At 62.5% G+C, this 19,533-nt stretch carries 17 protein-coding genes; 8 read left to right on the forward strand and 9 right to left on the reverse strand.

Annotated features, from left to right (window positions below; all coding sequences use genetic code 11):
* The first annotated feature begins 25 nt into the window (after positions 1-25).
* The gene (locus JFT66_RS13975) at positions 26-697 is read left to right on the forward strand and encodes a heavy metal response regulator transcription factor (RefSeq protein ID WP_034119085.1); all 672 of its coding nucleotides are present in this window, start codon (positions 26-28) and stop codon (positions 695-697) included.
* Entirely contained in the window at positions 694-2,064 is a 1,371-nt protein-coding gene (locus tag JFT66_RS13980; RefSeq protein ID WP_153838446.1) for a heavy metal sensor histidine kinase, read from the forward strand. The genes JFT66_RS13975 and JFT66_RS13980 overlap by 4 nt, the downstream gene beginning before the upstream one ends.
* 137 nt (positions 2,065-2,201) lie before the next feature.
* Here the strand turns inward: JFT66_RS13980 and JFT66_RS13985 are convergent, their stop codons facing one another.
* Positions 2,202-3,428, reverse strand: coding sequence for an acyl-CoA dehydrogenase family protein (locus JFT66_RS13985; RefSeq protein WP_198859440.1), 1,227 nt, complete (start codon positions 3,426-3,428; stop codon positions 2,202-2,204).
* Positions 3,429-3,726: 298 nt separating this feature from the next.
* On the opposite strand from JFT66_RS13985, the gene JFT66_RS13990 reads away from it, so the two are divergent.
* From JFT66_RS13990 to nikE, 5 genes are read left to right on the forward strand one after another with little or no spacing between them, the layout of a single operon-like run.
* Entirely contained in the window at positions 3,727-4,794 is a 1,068-nt protein-coding gene (locus JFT66_RS13990) for an ABC transporter substrate-binding protein (protein WP_198859441.1), read from the forward strand.
* Between the two features lie 4 nt (positions 4,795-4,798).
* Entirely contained in the window at positions 4,799-7,033 is a 2,235-nt protein-coding gene (locus JFT66_RS13995; RefSeq protein WP_198859442.1) for a TonB-dependent receptor, read from the forward strand.
* A 48-nt stretch (positions 7,034-7,081) separates the two neighbouring features.
* On the forward strand, positions 7,082-8,242 hold the full coding sequence (locus JFT66_RS14000) for an LLM class flavin-dependent oxidoreductase (protein WP_198859443.1): 1,161 nt from the start codon (positions 7,082-7,084) through the stop codon (positions 8,240-8,242).
* Positions 8,243-8,247: 5 nt separating this feature from the next.
* Positions 8,248-9,084: an ABC transporter permease gene (locus JFT66_RS14005; RefSeq protein ID WP_198859444.1), complete on the forward strand. Its 837-nt coding sequence runs from the start codon at positions 8,248-8,250 to the stop codon at positions 9,082-9,084.
* Complete coding sequence (gene nikE, locus JFT66_RS14010; RefSeq protein WP_198859445.1) at positions 9,081-10,625, forward strand: nickel ABC transporter ATP-binding protein NikE; 1,545 nt, start codon at positions 9,081-9,083, stop codon at positions 10,623-10,625. Before JFT66_RS14005 ends, nikE begins: the two co-directional genes overlap by 4 nt.
* Here the strand turns inward: nikE and JFT66_RS14015 are convergent.
* The 5 genes from JFT66_RS14015 to JFT66_RS14035 are packed head-to-tail and all read right to left on the reverse strand — an operon-like array spanning position 10,622 to position 15,787.
* The gene (locus JFT66_RS14015; protein WP_198859446.1) at positions 10,622-11,578 is read right to left on the reverse strand and encodes an ABC transporter permease; all 957 of its coding nucleotides are present in this window, start codon (positions 11,576-11,578) and stop codon (positions 10,622-10,624) included. The two genes, nikE and JFT66_RS14015, sit on opposite strands and share 4 nt — an antisense overlap.
* Entirely contained in the window at positions 11,575-13,158 is a 1,584-nt protein-coding gene (locus JFT66_RS14020) for an ABC transporter substrate-binding protein (protein WP_198859447.1), read from the reverse strand. Before JFT66_RS14020 ends, JFT66_RS14015 begins: the two co-directional genes overlap by 4 nt.
* Complete coding sequence (locus tag JFT66_RS14025; protein ID WP_198859517.1) at positions 13,158-13,331, reverse strand: hypothetical protein; 174 nt, start codon at positions 13,329-13,331, stop codon at positions 13,158-13,160. The genes JFT66_RS14020 and JFT66_RS14025 overlap by 1 nt, the downstream gene beginning before the upstream one ends.
* Before the next feature lie 21 nt (positions 13,332-13,352).
* Positions 13,353-14,429 carry an ABC transporter substrate-binding protein gene (locus JFT66_RS14030; protein ID WP_198859448.1) on the reverse strand — a complete coding sequence of 359 codons (1,077 nt, stop codon included), beginning with the start codon at positions 14,427-14,429 and terminating at the stop codon, positions 13,353-13,355.
* Positions 14,426-15,787 carry an amidohydrolase gene (locus JFT66_RS14035; RefSeq protein WP_198859449.1) on the reverse strand — a complete coding sequence of 454 codons (1,362 nt, stop codon included), beginning with the start codon at positions 15,785-15,787 and terminating at the stop codon, positions 14,426-14,428. Before JFT66_RS14035 ends, JFT66_RS14030 begins: the two co-directional genes overlap by 4 nt.
* 266 nt (positions 15,788-16,053) lie before the next feature.
* Between JFT66_RS14035 and JFT66_RS14040 the strand changes: the two genes are divergently transcribed.
* Positions 16,054-17,130, forward strand: a complete 1,077-nt coding sequence (locus JFT66_RS14040; RefSeq protein WP_198859450.1) for a sigma-54 interaction domain-containing protein — start codon at positions 16,054-16,056, stop codon at positions 17,128-17,130.
* Between the two features lie 12 nt (positions 17,131-17,142).
* Here the strand turns inward: JFT66_RS14040 and JFT66_RS14045 are convergent, their stop codons facing one another.
* The 3 genes from JFT66_RS14045 to JFT66_RS14055 are packed head-to-tail and all read right to left on the reverse strand — an operon-like array spanning position 17,143 to position 19,498.
* Complete coding sequence (locus tag JFT66_RS14045; RefSeq protein WP_153872321.1) at positions 17,143-17,946, reverse strand: ABC transporter ATP-binding protein; 804 nt, start codon at positions 17,944-17,946, stop codon at positions 17,143-17,145.
* 17 nt (positions 17,947-17,963) lie between these two features.
* A complete protein-coding gene (locus JFT66_RS14050) occupies positions 17,964-18,719 on the reverse strand; it encodes an ABC transporter permease (protein WP_198859451.1) in 756 nt (251 codons plus the stop codon).
* Entirely contained in the window at positions 18,716-19,498 is a 783-nt protein-coding gene (locus JFT66_RS14055) for an ABC transporter permease (protein WP_153872319.1), read from the reverse strand. The genes JFT66_RS14050 and JFT66_RS14055 overlap by 4 nt, the downstream gene beginning before the upstream one ends.
* Positions 19,499-19,533: the final 35 nt, after the last annotated feature.

The following is a 19,533-nucleotide window of genomic DNA, read 5'->3' on the forward strand; positions in this document are numbered from 1 at the left end:
CTATGCTCCAGCTTTGGAGGAAAAGATGCGTATCCTGGTTGTTGAAGATGAAGCGAAAACAGCGGATTACCTCCACAAAGCCCTGACTGAATCGGGCTATGTGGTTGAGGTCGCCTTGGATGGCCTGGAGGGCCAGTATCTGGCGCAGGAAAGTGAGTTCGACCTGATCATTCTGGACGTCATGCTGCCGGGCCTGGACGGATGGCAATTGCTTCAGATTATTCGGCGCAAGTGGCAAACCCCGGTGCTTTTTCTTACCGCCAGGGACTCTGTGGAGGATCGGGTCAAGGGGCTTGAATCCGGGGCAGATGATTACCTGGTCAAACCTTTTTCCTATGCCGAGTTGTTGGCACGCGTACGTACTCTGCTGCGCAGGGGACCGCCCCGTGAGGTCGAGCAGTTCTTGGTTGCAGACCTGAGCCTGGATCTGTTGCGACGTAAGGTTACGCGCGGGGGTGAGCGCCTGACCTTAACCAACAAGGAGTTTGCTCTGTTGCACCTGCTGGTCAGTCGTGAAGGGGAGGTGCTATCGCGCTCGTTGATTGCCTCACAGATCTGGCAGATGAACTTTGACAGTGATACCAATGTGGTCGATGTCGCCATCCGACGACTGCGCGCCAAGGTTGACGATCCTTACCCACTAAAGTTGATACACACAGTGCGTGGCATCGGCTACATGCTTGAGGTGCAATCCTGAAACTCTTTCCGCGTGCCCTGAGCTTGCGCCTCGCGGTCATGTTCGCGTTAGTCAGTGCGCTGCTGCTGGGCTCCATTGGTTTTTATCTTTATCAGTCGTTACAGCGAGAAGTCGCGTGGCGCGATGACCAGGCCCTGCTCGGGCGCCTGGAGCGCATGCAGGCATTGATCAACGACAGTGACAGCATCGAGCAACTACGAAATCGGCCCAAACTTTACGAAAACATGCTGGGCAATCGCGACAACCTGCTGTGGATTGTCGATGACACTGGCCAGGTGCTGATCGAAATCAACCCCGTCAGCATGAGCTTGCCCAAGTTACCTGCCGCAGCCCAGGCTCAGCTCGGTGAGGGCCACTCTTCAGTACCAGTGCGGCTTGCCTGGCAGCATGTCATGCAGGGTGATCGCGGCTTGACCCTGATTGCTGGCAAGTTGTTAAGTGAGCGCGAGCAGATGCTGGGGGCTTACCGACTCAAGCTCTGGCTCGCGATGTCAGTCGGCTCGCTGCTGGCGTTTGTGCTCGGCGGGTGGGTCAGTCAGCGGGGCCTACGACCTGTGCGTCTGCTGGCGAAGCGCGCTGCCGCAATTGATGTACACCATCTGCATCTGCGACTGGATGAGTTCAACGAACTGAGTGAACTACAAGCGCTCAGCCAGGCGCTTAATAAAATGCTTGCACGCCTCGAAGAAGGGTTCGCCCAGCTGTCACGATTCTCAGAGGATCTCGCCCATGAGATGCGGACCCCACTCTCTAACCTGATGGGGCATACCCAACAATCCCTGAGGCATGGTCGTTCAATCGAGGACTATCAGAACCTGCTGGTTTCCAATCAGGAAGAGTATGAGCGTCTGGCGCGAATGATCGACAGCATGCTGTTTCTCGCGCGTACCGAGCAGGCGCATGCCTCTGTAAGTGATGAGCTCATCAACCTGCACGATCTGGTAGAGCAACTGTGTGAGTATTTTGAAGGTGTGGCGCAAGAACGTGATGTCACTCTGATCAATCACGCCCATGATCAGTTGCGTGGTGATCCTGCCTTGATCCGTAGAGCATTGGCTAACTTGCTGGCCAATGCGTTGCGTTATGGCTCTCCTGCTACGGCAGTGACTATTAGCAGTGTGGTGTGGGAAAACAGGATTGAGGTCACCGTGCACAACCAGGGCCAGCCGATTTCAGCGCAACATCTGCCTCGACTGTTTGATCGGTTCTACCGTTGCGACCCCTCACGCAATCAGCCGGACGATTCCGGTGGCCTGGGGCTGGCAATCGTTCGCTCGATTCTGCAGCTGCATGGCGGTCGAGTGACCGTAGATAGCAGTCAATTAGGAACTAGCTTTCGTCTGGAGTTTCCTATTCGAAACGCTTGAATTGTTTTGTTTAAATGACAGCGCCCGCTTACCCAATTTAATCCGCGTTCACTTACGGATTCCGGACACCTTATAGGTGGAAACATACTTGGGATCACCCCTTTTTCCATACGGCCAAGGGGCGATTTGCCCGCTGACTACTGTCCGCGATCCCGACCCTGTTCCCCTTTGGCCAGGATCGCCGTGTATTCGCCGGGGTCCACCCCGTTGAGGTAGTAGTTGCCCACGTGGTGCAAGCGCCAGCGAATCGGGTCGTGGGTGGTGTGCACGCGGGCATTGCGCCAGAAGCGGTCGAGGTTCCATTTGCTCAGGGCGGAGCTGGCGCCGAGCAGGGAAAACATCTCGCTGGAGATCTTCAGTGAAGCGCTATCGGAATGGGCGCGCACCGTCGCCACCGCCAGAATCAGCTCGCTCTGCAACGCCGTGTCGTGCTCATCCTGCAGGTGCTGGTCGAACAACCGCGCGGCCTCGCGCAACAATGATTCGGCAGCGCGCAAGGTCACGGCGAATTCGCCGATCTGGCGGATCACGTGGGGCTCTTCACTGGCGCGGTCCACACCACTTTCCACCCAAGGCCTGGCATGCTGGCGCAGGTACTCGACCCCGGCCTGCAAGGCGCCGGCTGCGATGCCCGTGTCAATGGCGGCGTGCAGGATTTGTGGAAAGGTCAGCCCGGTACGTTTCATCGGCCCTTCGCGCAGCAGCACGTAATCTGCATCCAGGATGATGTCTTCGAAGCGTACAGTGCCGCTCACTGAGTGCTGCTGACCGAATGCACGCCAGTCGTCCACCAAGGTCAAGCCAGGAGTGTCGCGGTGCAGCCAGATGCCCGCGCCGCCTTGCTCCGAGGCCGCGGCCAGCCAGATCCAGTCGGCCAGGAAAGCGCCGGTCGAGTAGAACTTGCTGCCGTTGAGCACCAGTTGCCCGTCTGCGCGACGCTCCACGCGGGTTTTCAAGGCAAATTTGTTTTTCCCGCCGACTTCGGCCAAGGCGTTGGCTAGGCGCTTGCCGGCCAATACATCGCTGACGATGCGTTGGCGTGCCGTCTCGCTGTAGTCCTCCAGTATGCCGCGCAGCATTACGTAGTGAATCTGCAGCAATTGGCCGACACCCCCGTCAGCGGCGGAAATGATCCGTACTACCTCCACCTGGGTGAGTATTGACGCCCCCAGCCCGCCCAGCGCCGCAGGCACGCCAATCGCCGTCAGGCCGTAGTCGCTAAGCCATTGAGCCTGGCGGCTGGGCAACTGCTCGTTGTGTGCAGGATCGTTTGCCAGTTGGGCGATCCGCACTGCGGCGGCGGCAGCGGCTTCCAGGGCGTGGCGTTCGGTGCGCAGGGGGAGATGAGGGGCGATGTTACTCATGGATGAAAGTCTCGCAGGGCAGGTAAAAGTAGGTCCATACGGGTGCTGAGCAAGTTCTGCGCCAGCGCCTGTTCGCCCGTGTGCGCTGGCGGTGGCAGGGTGCGTGTGTGGCGTGTTGTGGCAGCGGCAGCAATGGTTGCTGGTGGCCTGCTGCGCTGGCAGCAGTCGGTTGTTTTTAGGGTCTCTAATTTAAATTAAATCCTTGTAAGTCAGGTGCTTGTTCTGTTGGCATGGTCGTTGCGATGGGCTGCGTATCTACCCGTTATCGGGTCTTTCATTCGCGCTGATCGGAGTTCCCATGCCCATTGCTGCCACCTTGCCCACCCCCACGCTGGACACGCTGTGGTTCACCCGTTGCCCGGTACCCACCGCTTCCGGTATTGCGTTCAAGTTGGGCTGGTTGGGCGAGGAGTTCGCCCGCGACGGCATCCGCGTTGCCACCTTGCAGGACACTCAGCAACTGGGGCGTCACCACTACGATCACGAACTGCCTGGGCTGTTTCGCGAAGGCGGCAACGTGCCGGCCCTGGCCGCGCGCGGCGCTGGTACGCCGACACGTTTGATCGGTCTGACCTGGATCGAGGAATGGCAAACCATCCTTGTGCGTCCCGACTCGGGCATTCGCTCTCCCCGCGACTTGCGTGGCAAGCGCCTGGCGCTGCCAGCTTGGGAAGCGGGCGACCGCCCCGGCAGCATCGCCCGTGCCATGAGCTTGTCCGGCTACAAGGGCGCACTCTCGTTGGCGGGCCTGGACTTCACTGATGTCCACCTGGTGGAGGTGGCCCTGCACCCCCGCGATGACAGCCTGCCACCCCAGGAAGGTCTTCAGCGCCTGTGGTCGGGCCTCGACCCACTCGTACGCGGTGAAGTGGACGCGGTGTACGTCAAAGGCGCATCCGCCGCCGACGCCGCCCAGCGACTCGGGCTGGTGGTGGGCATCGACCTGGACCAGGTCGCCACGCCGCGCCAGCGCATCAACAATGGCACGCCACGGCCCATCACCATCCACCAAAACCTGTTGGACGAACACTACGACGTCGTGGTGCGTTTCCTCGCACAAACCCTGCGCGCCGCCGATTGGGCCAGCCAGAACCTCGACGCACTGCGGGGCATCCTGGCGGAAGAAACCCGCGCCGCCAGTGCCGGTGTGGAAGCGGCCTATCGCGGCGATTTCCACACCTCACTGCACCCGGACCTGTCGACCGAGCGCCTGGAATACCTGGCGCTGCAAAAAAACTTCCTCTATCGCCACGGTTTCCTCGAGCACGACTTCGACCTCGCCCAATGGGTCGCCCCCCAGCCCCTGCAAGACGCCCGCGCACTGCTGTCGAGCCGTGCCTCTGCCACGCCGACGCAAGGACGCTAAGCCCATGCCCGCACAATTTCGCTACAACCGTCTGGCCTTGGCGATTGCTGGCACCCTGGCGTGGCACAGCCAGGTTGCCTTCGCCGCCGTTGAAGGAGTTGCAGGCAACGATGCCTTACCCACTGTCACCGTCACCGCGCAAAAGCGCGAAGAGTCGCTGCAGGATGTGCCTTCAGCGATCTCTGTAGTCGGCGCCAAGGACATCGAGAGCAGCGGTGGCGGTTTCAGCGCCGGCAAGGCCTTGCGCAACGTGCCCAACGCCATCGCCCCGGAGTTCGCCGGGCACCAACGGCCGCGCTGGTACATCCGTGGCATGGGCTCCGGCGATATGGCCTCGACCACGGTCTACCCAGTGGGCATCTACGCTGACGACGTGTACATCGACCCCCATGTCGCCACCGGCTTTCCTCTGTACGACATGGAGCGTGTCGAAGTGCTGCGCGGCCCCCAAGGCACCCTGTGGGGCAAGAACACTACCGGCGGGGCGATCAACTTTGTCTCGCGCAAACCCACCCTTGAAGACCCCGCGGGCTACTTCAAGGCCGATGCCGGCAACTACAACGCCAAGCTGTATGAAGGCGCCTACGGCGGCACGTTGCTTAAGGACAAGCTGGCCGGACGCGTGTCGTTCATCGACCAGAGCAGCGACGGCCAGTTGAAAAACAAGGTGGATGGCCACACCGTCGGCGACATCCACGATCAGGCGCTGCGCCTGCAATTGCTGGCGCAAATAAACGATGACCTGCAAGCCACCCTTCAACTGCATGCCCGTGACTACAAAGGCCAGGGCATTGCCACGCGTGCCTGGGGCGCGGGGCCGGGAGGTACCACACTGTTTGGCCCGGCACCCAAGCCCAATACCGGCCACGCGGCGTTCACCGGCAAGGCTGAGGACCGCATCCAGCACAATGGTGTGCAGCTGGCGTTGAAGTGGAACCTGGGCGATCTGCAACTGGATTCGATCACCGCGTTCGACGACATCCAGGAAAAGGCCCAGGGCCCGAACATGAGCATCTACGAGTTCGGCCGTTCCTATTCTGACGACCATTGGAAGCAGGCGTCCCAGGAACTGCGCCTGTCGTCGGCGAAGAACCAGCCGGTCAGCTGGATCATCGGTACCCATCTGTTCCACGAACACCTGGACAGCGCCGCCAGCAGCGCTTTACTGCCAGCCGACTACAACCAGGCCTTCGGCGTCGCCGATTACGGCAAAACCGCCATCGACCAGAACACCGACAGCTTCGCCCTGTTCGGCAGCACCACTTGGCAGGTCACCGAGCCCTTGAGCCTCACTACCGGCTTGCGCTGGACCCGTGAAACCAAAGACATCGACCTGCAACGCGTGGCCGCCACCGACAGCAACGATGTGTCGTTCCGCAGTGCGAACTCATGGTGGAAGCATTACACCGGGCCGCTGGCCACGACCGTGATCCAGGACGAGAAACGCACCTGGAACAAACTCACCTACGACATCACCCCGCAGTACCAACTCAACGACAACGCCCGCGTGTATTTGCGCTATGCCAAAGGCTTCCGTTCCGGCGGTTTCAGTGGCGGCGCGTTGGTACAGGCCGAGGCTGCGGTGGTGGCGCCGGAAAACGTCGACGCCTATGAGCTGGGCATCAAAAGCGAGTGGTTCGATGAGCGCCTGACCGCCAACGCCAACGTTTTCTACTACGACTACTCGGACATTCAGGTCAACGCCGTGTCGGTGCGCGACGGCCAAGTGGTGTCGTTGCTGACCAATAGCGGCAAGGGCGTGATTCGCGGCGCCGAATTCGAGCTTGAAGCCCTGCCGATCAACAACCTGCACCTGAATGCCTCGGTGGGCTTGCTGCATACCCAATTGCAGGACTTCGAATCCGGTGGCATTGACTACTCCGGCAACCGCATCGCGCGGTCACCGTCGCGCACCCTGGCGGTGGGTGCCAGCTACCGCATCCCGCTGGACAACGGCGACTCGCTGAATTTCGGCAGCGACTGGCGCTACCAGAGCCGCATCTACTTCCTGCCCACCGCCCAGGAAGACCACAGCGTCTCCCAGGGCGGTTACACGCTCGGCAGCGCCAGCGCCACCTACCATTTTGGCGGGCGGCTGGACCTGGACCTGACCGCCTACGTCAACAACCTCACCGATAAACACTACAAGACCGACAGCGTGCCCTTGCCCTTCGATGTGGCCTGGGACGCGCGGGGTGATCGGCGCACCTTTGGTGTCAGCGCGCTGACCCGATTCTAAGGCCATGCCCACGCGTGCATCCCTGATCTTTTACTGGAGCGACACAGCATGACAATCAAACTCTTGTGGTACCTCACCACCCCCGACGGCCCGTACCCGTGGGAAGAAGCGGGGCGCTGGGTGACCGGTTTCGAGCAACTCAAGCAGATCGCGGTGGTTGCCGACCGCCTCGGCTTTTATGGCTCGCTGTTGGGCACCAGCCCCAATGCCAACCTGGCCACCGCCGCTGCGTTGATCGATGCCACCCAGCGCCTGCGCTTTCTGGTGGCGCAGTACCCCGGTGAATTGTCGCCAGCGGTCCTGGCCAAGTGGGCGTTGAGCTTCGATCAGTATTCGGGCGGGCGCTTGTTGCTCAACCTGGTCAACGGTGATGACAGCGGCCTGGCGTCCTTGGGCGTGCACTTCCCCCACGATGAGCGCTACGACTTCAGTCGCGAATACTGGCGCGCGTTTCGCAGCGTGTATGCCGGTCAAACCCAAGGCTTTGACGGCAAGTACATCAAGCTGGCGCCGCGTGACCCACAGCAGGCCCATCACCCTCTGGGTGGGTGGTTGGCACCGACGCAATCCACCCCGATCGAGTTCTGGGGCGCGGGTACGTCCGATGCCGGGGTTGCCCATTCGGCGGACTTGCTGGACGTGTACCTGAGCTTCGCCGACACCCCGCCACGCCTGGGTGAGAAATTCCGCCGTGTCGGCGCCGAAGCGGCGAAGCGCGGGCGCACCCTGCGTTTCGGCACACGCTTACAGATCATCGTGCGCGAGACCGAGGAGGAGGCGTGGGCCCACGCCGAGTTATTGTTACAGCGCACCTCGCTGCAAACAGCCCTGGATAGCGTCGCGCGGCAACTGCCTCCCGGCGAAACCCTGGGCAGTTACGTCAGCGAAGATCCCCAGGTGCAACGCAACCTGCAGACCCTGCGTGAAGGGTGCCTGCCCTCGGCTCGGGAGCTGGAGATCTACCCCAATGTGTGGCTAGGGCCAAGCCTCTTCGGTTTCGACATCCTGCGCCCGGCGGCTGGCACCTACCTGGTGGGCAGCGCAACCCAGGTCGCCGAGCGCTTGCGCGAGTACCAGGCACAAGGCGTGTCGGCGTTCATTCTCTCGGGCTATCCGCTGATCGATGAAGCCCAACGCGTGGCTGACCTGCTGTTCCCATTGCTGGACCTGGATCATGGTTTCGAGATCCCGTCGTTGTCTGCGAGGTGAGCCCCATGTTGTCTCTTCCCTGGCGCGCTCTGGCGGCCAATCGACAAGTGCGCCAGGGCGCGGGGCTGAGCCTGCTGGTGATCGGCCTGGCGCTCGCCGGGCCGTTGCTGGCGCCCTATGGCGCCAGTGAATTGCTCGGGCCGGTGTACGGCGCGCCCACGGCCGGTGCGCCGTTGGGGTACGACTACCTCGGGCATGACGTATTGTCGCGAGTGTTGGAGGGCGGCTGGAGCGTGGTGTGGATGTCCCTCGCGGCGTCGTTGCTGGCGCTGCTGACGGGCGCCGGGCTGGGGTTGCTGGCGGGGTTCTCCCGTGGACCGCTGGACCGGCTGATTCGCTGGAGCGCCGACGTGTCGCTGGCTTTTCCCGAGTTGATCCTGGTGCTGTTGGTGGTGTCGTTGCTCGGACGTGAGCCGTGGTTGATCGTGCTGACCGTGGCCTTCGCGTTTCTACCCGGAATGATTCGCCAGACCCGCGCCAGTACCCAGGCCGTGATGGAGCAGGCGTTTATCGAAGTGCTGCGTGCCATGGGATTACCGCGCCGGCACCTGTTGTTACGCGAAGTACTGCCGAACATCCTCACGCCCATGCTCGTGCACTTGGGCAGCATGCTGACCTGGGCCATTGGTATCTTGTCGGGGCTGAGTTTCCTTGGCTACGGTGTGGCGCCACCGGCGGCGGACTGGGGCCTGATGATCAGTGAGAACCAGGGCGGGCTGGTCCTGCAACCCTGGGCCGTGCTGGTGCCGGCCTTGTTGATTGGCGTGTTCGCCTACGCCAGTAACATGCTCGCCGAAGGCATAGGCCGGGTGCGCGCCGGGGTGTTGGAGCATACGCCATGAAACCGTTGCGCGTTGAGCACCTGCGGGTGCAACTGGACAGTGGCAGAGACGTGATTGCCCAGATCAATTTTGAATTGAGTGCGGGGCAAATCCTTGGCCTGGTGGGGGAGTCCGGTTCGGGCAAAACCACGTTGGCCACCGCACTGTTGGGCCATGTGCGCAAGGGCGCGCAGCTCACGGATGGGCGGGTGATTGTCGCGGGTGCCGACGTGTTGAGTCTGCATGGCGAAGCGCTGCGCAAGGCCCGTGGCGGCTTGATCGCCTATATCCCCCAGGACCCGGCGATGGCGCTTAACCCGGCGTTGCGCATCCTCAGGCAGTTGCACGAAACCTTGGCGGCCCATGAGCCGCAATTGTCCCGTGCGGCGCGGCAACAGCGCCTGCGGGAAACCCTGCAGCAAGTGGGATTGCCGGATGACGAGGGCTTTCTCAAACGGTTTGCCCATCAATTGTCCGGTGGTCAGCAGCAGCGGGTATTGCTCGCGCTGGCGTTTATCTTGCGGCCACAGGTGGTGGTGCTGGATGAGCCGACCACGGCGTTGGACGTGACCACCCAGGCGCGCTTCCTGGCTTCCCTGCGTCAGTTGTGCAAAAGCCAGGGCGTGGCGGCGGTGTACGTGTCCCATGATCTGGCGGTGGTCAAGTCGCTCGCCGACCGAGTGATGGTGCTGTACGCCGGCCGAGTGGTGGAGTGTGCCGAGACCGCGCAGTTGTTTCGCCAGCCCGTCCACCCCTACAGCCAGCGGCTGGTGGCTGCGGCCACGTTGGCGGCCAGGCCCTCGACGGTGCTTGCGCCGCAACCGGTACTGTTGGCGGTCAGCGAGTTGGCGGTGCGCTATGCAGGGCGGCCGGTCGTCGAGGGGGTGAGCCTGCACGTGCACGTGGGCGAGTGCCTGGCGTTGGTGGGTGAGTCCGGCTCGGGCAAAAGCAGCGTGTCCCGTGCCCTGGTCGGGCTGGCGCAGGAGGCGTGCGGGCAGTTGCGCTTTGCCGGTGAGCCATTGAGCCTGGCCGTGGGCGGTCGCTCGGCAGAGCAGCGCCGTCGTATCCAGTACATATTCCAGAACCCGCTGCGCGCCTTGAACCCGCGTCACACCGTGGCGCAAAGCCTGGCCACGCCGTTGCGGCATTTCTTCGGCCTCAAGGGCGCAGCGTTGCGCCAGCGTATTGAGCAAGCGTTGATCCGTGTGGCGTTGCCCGTGTCACTGGCTGACACCTACCCCGGCAGTTTGTCGGGCGGTGAGCGCCAGCGCGTAGCGATTGCTCGCGCGCTAGTGTGTGAGCCCCGGTTGCTGATTTGCGATGAGATCACTTCGGCCCTGGATGTTTCGGTGCAGGCGTCGATCCTGGCGCTGTTGCGCGGCCTGCAGGATGAGGGGATGGCGTTGCTGTTTGTCACCCATGACCTGAATGTGGTGCGGGCGGTGGCGGATCGGGTGCTGGTGCTCAAGGACGGCAGGCTGGTGGAGCAGGGCGCGGTGACCGAAGTGTTCGAGCAACTGCGTGCGGCCTACACGCGGCAACTACTGGAGCACTCGCTTTAGGGCTGCAAACGCTGGGTGCGCAGTGTCGCAATACACAGCGTGGCCAGCAGGTCCGCGAGCAGATTCACCAGCACCACAAACGCCGCAATCGCACTCACCGCGGCCTGAATGACCGGCACGTCGCGCAGGCGAATGGCATCGTTGAGCAAGCTGCCCACCCCGGGGAAAGTAAATGCGATCTCCACCAGCAACGTGCTGCTGAAAAACACGCTGAGCGTCAAGGCCAGCCCCTGGATCAGCGGCAGTGTTGCGTTGGGCAAGGCATGCCCGAGCACCAGGCGCCAGGGTTGCAGGCCACGCAGGCGTGCGGCTTCGACGTAGTCGCTGTGCAACGCTTCGATCATCGCGGCGCGCACCAGGCGGATCAGGTACGGCGCGCTGGCCAGCACCAGCGCCGCCACGGGCAGTACCAGATAGCGCCCCTGGGCGAACGCCGAGCGTTCGGGGTCCAGTAGTGACACGGCCGGCAGCCAGGTGAACACGCTGGTGGCGAACAACATGATCAACGCAATCGCCAGCACAAACCCCGGCAGTGACTTGAACATCACCAGCACCGGCAAGGTCAGGCGGTCGACCCAGCGGTCGCGGTATAGCGCCAACAGTGTGCCTAGTCCCACGGCCAATAGCAGGTTGCACAGCGCAACCAGGCTGAGCAGGGCCAGGGAGTTGGCGAAGCGCTGGTCAAGCAGTTGGGTCACAGCGACCTGTGAGTCCAGCGACAGGCCCAAGTCGCCACGCAACGCTGCTGCGAGCCATTGCAGGTATTGTTGCCACAGCGGCAAGTGCAAACCCAATTGCTCACGCAGCGTGTGTAACGACGCCTCGGGGGCGCCTGGCCCGAGGATCACCCGCGCCGGGTCCGAGGGCAGCAGGCGGATCGCCAGGAACACCAGCACGCTGATCAATAATACGGTGCCGAGCCCGGATAACAGGCGCCGTGCCAGCCAGCTCACGCCGACTCCTTGAGCCACAGGCTGTCGAAGCGCCAGGTGGGGAACAAGGTCTTCTCGGCCTGGGTCCCGCCGACGCGGCTAGCGAAGCCATCGAGCAGGTTGGCGTAGCCCCAGATCAGCATCCCGCCCTTGTCATGTTGGATCTGTTGCGCTTGGTGCACCAGCAAACGGCGTTTTTCCAGATCGGGTTGGGCCAGGGCCTCCAGGAACAGACGGTCGAAAAGCGGGTCGCTGAAGTGGGTTTTATTGGCCACTGACACCGGCGCGTCAGCGTGCAGCCCGCAGGTCAGAAACGGCGCACCGATGCTGCCACCGGTGCTCAAAGGCCATTGGGTCAGTTGCGGGCCGTTGAAGGTGGCGCTGTCCACTTGGCGCACGCGAATGTCTACGCCTGCGCGCTTGGCCTGTTCGGCGAACACCAGCGCCGAAGCGACGGCGCCGCTGTCGTGGTCTGCCACCAGTTCCACGCTCAACTGTTCCTGGCCGGCTTCACGCAACAGGGTTTTGGCCCGCTCCAGGTTGTAGGGGCGTTGCGCGATGCTGTGGTTGAAGGTCGGGTCATTGGGAGCATACAGGTCGTTGGCCACGCGCCCTTGGCCATTCAAGGCACGAGCCACCAGTTCGTCGCGGTCAGCCATCAGGCGAAAGGCTTCGCGCACCCTCGGGTCGTTGAACGGCGCTTGGCTGAGGTTCATGTCGAAGGACAGCCAGTTGCCGGTCACAGAGGTCAGCACCTGCAGTTTCGGATCGGCCTGGACCAGGCGCAGGTGTTCGTTGGCCAAGCCATTAGCCAGGTCGATCTGCCCGGATTGCAGGGCCGCCAGGCGTGAGGTCTGATCCTTGAAGTCGATGATCTCCAACTCATCGGCGTAGGGTTTTCCTGCCTTGTAGTAGTTCTCGAAGCGGGTGAACAGCGACCGTTGGCCAGGGGTGAAGCTCTTGAACTTGTAGGGGCCGGCACCCACCGGGTTGGTCACCGGGTGATAGTCCACCGGCACGATGCCACCGAAGTTGACCCAGGTTTCCGGCAGCGGCACGAAACCGGCGCCGTCCTTGAAGCGCACGCGAAGGGTTCGCGCGTCGAGTTTCTCCAGGTTATCGCGGTCGATCCAGTGCAGCAGCGCCGCGTAGGGCGAGGCCAGTTGTGGGTCGGTGAGGCGGCGGATGGAGAAAACCAGGTCGTCGGCGTCGATGGTCTTGCCGTGGTGAAATTCCAGGTCCTTGTGCAGGCGCAACGTCCAGGTGCGCGCGTCCGGGCTGACCTCGGCCTCTTCGGCCAGGGCCAGGCGCGGCAGCATGTTCTCGTCCCATTCCCACAGTTTGCTGTAGAGCGCAAAGCCGCGAATGATGCCGCTGCCCACGGGTTTATGTGCGTCGAGGTTGCCACTGCGGCTGCCATCGATGACCCCCAGGCGCAGGCGCCCGCCATACTGTGGGCCGCTGGTCGCAGTGATGGCCTTGGCCGCCGGCGCTGCACCGTCGCCACAGGCGCTGAGCAAACTGCTGCCCAGCACGAGACTTGAGCCCAGGGTCAGGCTGTTGCCGAGGAAACGTCGGCGGCTTAAAAACGTCTGTTCCATTACGCCACCTGTTCGCTAGGGTGCGCCGGATGCCGCGCAGCGGGCTGACGAAGATGGCGAAAGTGCGGGCGGATGTGTTCGCCCAGGCGGTAGTTCTCCTCCAGGTGCGGGTCGCCCGGCAGGAATTGGATTTCGCCATGCAGGGGCAGGCGGGTGAAGAAGTCGATGCTCATCAAGCGATCTCCGGGAAAGGGTTAGCGGGTGCTTTCGACCTGGGCCTTGAGGTCGGGCCACAGGTCCACCAGGCCCAGGTCACGAATGGCTTGGTGGGTGAAGCGGGTGGCCAGCGACTGGCTGAGGTCGGGCTGGGTGCTGATCAACTGATTATTCAGGGCGTACTGGGACAGGGCGGCAAAGTGCTTGAGCAACTGCGCATCGGTTTTCGGTGCCCAGCGTTGGGCCCACGGCACCGGGTCGCCCTGGTCGTCGCGGCGCAACACGCTTTGTGGGGTGCCGGCCAGGGACGAGAAGCGGTAGTACTCATCGGCATTGCGTGGGTCGGCGAGCCATTGGCTGGCTTTGACCCAAGCGGTGGCGACCAGTTGGGTCAACTGCGGCTGGCTGTCGACAAAGCGCTCGGTGCCCCACAGGTCTGACACAAGGCGCCAGTCTGCATCGCCTTGTTTGCTTGACCACAGCACCCGGCCTACTTGCTTGTCTTCCAGCAGATACGCCTCGCTGAGCAGCACAGCGGCGTCCACCTTTCCCGCCGACACTGCTGCGGCCCCGACTTGCGGGTTGATATTGGCGATCTTGAAATCCTTGAGCGCCAGGCCCTTGCTGGCCAGGAACTCACTGAAGGGAAACTCCCATGGACGGCCACGGTGCAGGGCCAGGCGTTTACCCTTGAGGTCTTCAATGGAATGCGCCGGCGAGTCCTTGGGCACCACGAGGTAAATGTTGTTGCCGCTGCCGCCGGGCACCACCAGTTTGCCCGGCACGCCACCGGCCAGGGCGATGACCGAGGGCAGGTCGCCGCGTACGGCGAAGTCCATGCCATTGTTGGAAAACCCCTCGTTGATTTGCGGGCCGGCGTTGGCGTGGGGCAGGGCTTGCCACTCCAGGGCGACGCCGCGTTTTTCAAGTTCCTGTTCCAGCCAGCCCTCTTCGATCACCCGCCCGGGGATGCCGCCGAATACCGGCTTTCCGCCTTGGGTGAACGAGACAATCCCGATGCGCACGCTGTCAGGGGTAGCAGCGGCCAATGCCGTCAGGACCGGGCTCAGGGCCAGCGCCAGTGTGGCGATCAGGCGTTTGTAGGGCAGGTTCATGGCTGTACTCCAGCAGGCAGGTTGAAACCGTTGTTGGCGAGATAGGCCAGTGTCACGCGTGAAAGCGCGCGCACGCCCACCGGCAGGGCGTTGTCGTCTACCAGGAATTTGGGTGAATGATTCGGCCAGGTGTGGGCAGGATCGATACCGTCGGGCGTTACGCCCAGGCCGAAGAACACGCCGGGGATCCTGCGCGAGTATTCGGCGAAGTCGTCTGCTGCATAGACCCCGGATTCGATGTCCACCGCCAGCGTGGAAGAGGCTTTGAGCTGGGGCAGCAACGCATCCACCAAGGCGCTGTTGTTGTAACCTGCCGGGTAGGTCGGCGTGACCTCTATGTGGGCACTGGCGCCGGCACTTTCCGCGATTTTGCTGGCGGTGCGGCGCAGGCGTTCGATCACATCGTCGCGCTGGGCCTGGCTCAAGGTACGCACGGTGCCTTCCAGGCGCACCTGGGCGGGGATGATATTGCTGCGTACGCCCGCGTCGATGCGACCGACTGAAATGACCGGCGCCGGCAGTGCTACCAAGTCCATCTGGCGGCTCGGGATGGTTTGCCAGCCCAATACGATTTGCGCCGCCAGCGGGATCGGGTCGATGCCAGCCCAGGGAAAGGCGCCGTGGGTTTGCTCGCCGGTCACTGTGGCCACAAAGGTATCCGCCGCGGCGGTGGTGCGTTGGCGGCTGATCGACAGCGACCCGGAAGCCCCCGGGCCCACATGCAGGCCGAAAATCGCTGCCGGCGCCGGGTCAGCCAACACGCCTTGTTCGATCATCAAGCGTGCGCCGCCTTTCTCGCCCACCGGCACACCTTCCTCGGCTGGCTGGAAGATGAACTTGACCGTGCCGGGCAGGCTGTCCTTGTGCTTGGCCAGCACTTCGGCCACCCCCAGTACAATCGCGATATGCGCGTCATGGCCGCAGGCATGCATCACGCCGACGGTCTTGCCGGCCTGGCTGAAATCGTTGCCGCTGTAGGGCACGGTAACGCTGGAGGCGTAGGGCAGACCCGTCTGTTCGGTGACCGGCAGCGCATCCAACTCTGAGCGGATAGCGACCACTGGGCCGGGTTTGCCGCCGTGCAAAATCCCCACGACACCGGTGTGGGCCACCTCGGTCTGCACCGTGATCCCAAGTTCACGCAAGCGTTTGGCTACGCGTTTGGCGGTGTCGAATTCGCGATTGCCCAGCTCGGGATGCTGGTGAATGGCATGACGCAGTTCGATCAGTTGCGGCGTGGCGCGCTGGATATCCTGATCCAGTTGGCTCAACCGCTGTGGGTCGATCTCGGTGGCCATGGCCAGCGGCGATGCCAGCAGTGTGGCGATCATCGCAGGCAGGGAACGGGTTAATTTCATGAACAGGCCTCGGTGGTCAAACGACGAATACCGGGCTACAACGCAGAATGCATGCCAGCCGCCAAAGCGCCCTGTACCAGAGGGTTTGACGGGTTCAAGGGGGAATTTGTGCTGGTCAGGCAGCGACCGATTGCTGATGGGTTGCTGCTCCAGCAGCAGCTATTTTTATATTCTTTAATAGAATAACCAAATACTAATTAATAATTATTTTATCTATGCAGCTTGGTTCAATATGAGCCCAAGTACTTTGGACACAGGACCGTAAGATGTCATTGCTCACCCACCCCAACGCCCGTGAACTGAGCAAAACGGTTCGGGCCACCGTACTGGTTTTCAAAGACCCGCGCTCCCAGGAACTGCTCAACCGCATCGAGCGCCTCGCCCCCAGTGAAGCCAATGCCTTGATCATTGGCGAGACCGGCACCGGCAAAGAATTGGTGGCGCGCCAGATTCATAATCTGAGCCGGCGCAGCCAGGAGAATTTCGTCGCGGTCAACTGCGGTGCCTTTCCCGAAACCCTGGTGGAAAGTGAGCTGTTCGGCCATGAGAAGGGCGCGTTCACCGGCGCCACCCAGAACAAAGCCGGCTGGTTTGAAGCGGCCAACGGCGGCACCTTGTTCCTCGATGAGATCGGCGACTTGCCGCTGGGCATGCAGGTCAAATTGCTGCGGGTACTGCAGGAGCGCGAAGTGGTACGCCTGGGCTCGCGTACGCCGATTCCGATCAATGTGCGGTTGGTGGCGGCCACCAATATCAACCTGGCCGATGCCGTGGTGGCGGGTAATTTCCGTGAGGATCTGTTTTACCGGCTGCATGTGGCAACCATCCGTCTGCCGCCTTTGCGTGAGCGTCCGGGAGACATCCTGCCGCTCACCGAGTTCTTCGTTGCCGAACACTGCCGGCGCCTGGGCTACAGCAGTGCACAACTGAGTCCTGAGGCCGAGCGCAAACTGCTGGCCCACAACTGGCCAGGCAACATTCGCGAGCTGGAGAACGCCATTCACCACGCCTTGCTGGTGTGCCGTCAGCAATTGATCCAGCCGGGGGATTTGCATCTGGTGGAAATGAGTGCCGCCGTCCGCCAGGAAATCCAGGCGCCCCTGGGGCTTGCGGCGAGCGGCGGGGATCTGGAGTCGGCCTTGATCAGCCTGTTCGAGAAGAACCTGGACAACCTGTTCGATCACATCGAAGAGTGCGTATTTCGCACGGCCTATCAGTTCTGCCATGGCAACCAGTTGCAGACCGGTCGCCTGTTGGGCATCAGCCGCAATATCGTACGTGCGCGTCTGGAGAAGATCGGCGAGTTGCCACCCATCGGTGGCTACCCGGTCAAGCCTGAGTAAGGGGGAGCGGCATCACGCGTGATGCTCGCCCAGCAACTCGCTGCGCAGTTGTACCTTCAGCTCATGCAGGTGCGGGGACAGAGGGTCCCTTGGGTGGGGCAGGCCCACCGTGATTTCCCGCCGAATCTTCCCGGGGTGCGCCTGCATCACAATCACCCGGTCCCCCAGGTAAAGCGCCTCTTCGATGTCATGGGTCACCATGATGACCGTGCAACGTTGCTGAGCCCAGATGCGTTGCAGTTCCTGTTGCAGATACACCCGGGTCAAGGCATCCAGGGCGCCCAGCGGCTCATCCAGCAACAGTACTTTGGGTGTGTTGATCAGCGCACGAGCGATGGCCGCGCGCTGGGCCATGCCGCCTGACAGCTGATGAGGGTAGGCGTCGGCAAAGCCTTGGAGGTTGACCTTGGCGATGTGTTCGTCCACACGTTGTTGCTTGGCCTGGGGGCTCAGGCGGTGGTTTTTAAGGGCCAGGGCGATGTTCTGGCTGACGGTCATCCACGGGAACAGACGGTGGTCCTGGAACACGATGCCACGGTCCAGGCTGGTGCCGAGCACGGGTTGACCGTCGAGCAGGATCTGGCCCTGATAGTCGTTGTCCAGTCCGAGGATCAGTCGCAGCAACGTGGATTTGCCGCACCCGCTGGGGCCGACGACGCTGACGAATTCCCCTGGTGCGACCTTGAGGTCAATCCCGTCCAGCACCGCGAGGCGCTGGCCCTTGAGGCTGTAGTTCTTGCTCAGCCCTCTGATCTCAAGAGCGCCGGGAAAGGTGTGTGGGGTAAGAGAAACCATGTCCGGTGCGATTGCAGTCATTTCCAGGCCTTTCAAAGTCAGGGGCGCCAGCGCAGCAGATAGCGGCTCAGGCGGGTGAATAACAAGCTCATGCCGTAGCCCAGGGCGGCGATGCTGATCACGCACAACAGGATGATCTCCATGCGCGCACCGGCTTCGGCATTCATCATCAGGTTACCCAGCCCTGGGCCGGCAGACAGGAACAGCTCGCTGCCCACCGCCGTGACCCAGGCGAAAGCAATCGCTTGCAGCACGCCGGTACACACACTCGGCCTCGCTGAGGGCAGCAGCACCAGGACGAAGCGCTGGCGGCGTGTGAGGACAAGGGCCTGGGCCACTTCCAGGTGGCGGGCGTCGACCTGGCGCAAGCCTTCAAAGGTGTTGAGCGCCATTGGGTAGCTGGCGGCCAAGGCAATGATCAGTACCTTGGAGCTTTCGCCATTGCCGAACCACAGCGCGATCAGCGGGATCCAGGCAAGCATCGGTACTTGGCGCAAGCTATGGAACAGCGGGGCGATCAAGCGTTCGCCCCAGGCTGACAGGGCCATGGTGGCGCCCAGCGCCGTGCCGGCAGCTACACCGAACATCAGGCCCTGGCTGGTGCGCAACAGGCTGGCCAGCAGGTTGGTCAGCAGTTCGCCATTGCCGATGATTTCCAGCAATCCGGCGCCGATCTGTGCCAACGGCACCACCGCATAGGCACCGCTGGCACCGCGACTGGAAGCCCAGTCCCAGGCCGCCAGTAACAGCAGGGGCAACACCCAGCCACGGGCATAGTTGAACCCTGACTTCATGACGCCACCCCTGGCGGCTGCCAGCGCTGCAAGTGGCGTTCAAGACGGCGCAAGGACCAGTCCAGGGCGAAGCCGACGATGCCGGTGACCACGATACCGACCATCACCACGTCGATGCGCAGCATCTGCCGCGCCATCTCGATCATCTGGCCCAGGCCGCTGTCGGCTGCCAGCAGCTCGGCAGCGATCAGCACCACCCAGGCGCGGGTCAGGCCGATGCGCAGGCCGGTGACGATCTGCGGCGTCACCGCCGGCAGCGCGACCTCTTTGACCAGGCTCAGCCAGGGCAGGCGATACACCGCCGCCACCTCGAAATAGCTGCGGGGAATGCCCTTGATGCCTTGGCTGGTGGCCAGCGCGAGGGGAAAAAAGGCAGCCTCGGCGACGATGACGATCTTGAACACTTCATCGATGCCGAACACCAGCACCAGCAACGGGATCAGCGCCAGGCTGGGGATCTGTCGCAGGCTGTGGAACAGCGGCCCGCAATAAGCTTCCACGGTCTTCGACAAGCCCATCAGCAAGCCGAACAGCAATCCGCTGGCGGCGCCGATACTCAAGCCCCAGCCCAGGCGGGTGAGGCTGGTGAGTAAGTGTTCCAGCAGCTCGCCATTGCCCAGCAACAGCTCGAAGGTGCGCCACACCTGCAAGGGGGGCACCAGTAGTTGCCGAGGGAACACCCCGGCTGCGGCGACACCGGCCCATAGCGCGAGCAATGCCAACGGCGAAATAAGCCAAGAGAGCCTGGACGCAAGCGCCGGCAGTGAGAGGTTGGGCATGCAAATACTCTTGTCAGTCTGCTGGCTGCGAATCT

The organism is Pseudomonas sp. MF6755 (assembly GCF_016405635.1).
Lineage (GTDB): Bacteria > Pseudomonadota > Gammaproteobacteria > Pseudomonadales > Pseudomonadaceae > Aquipseudomonas > Aquipseudomonas haemolytica.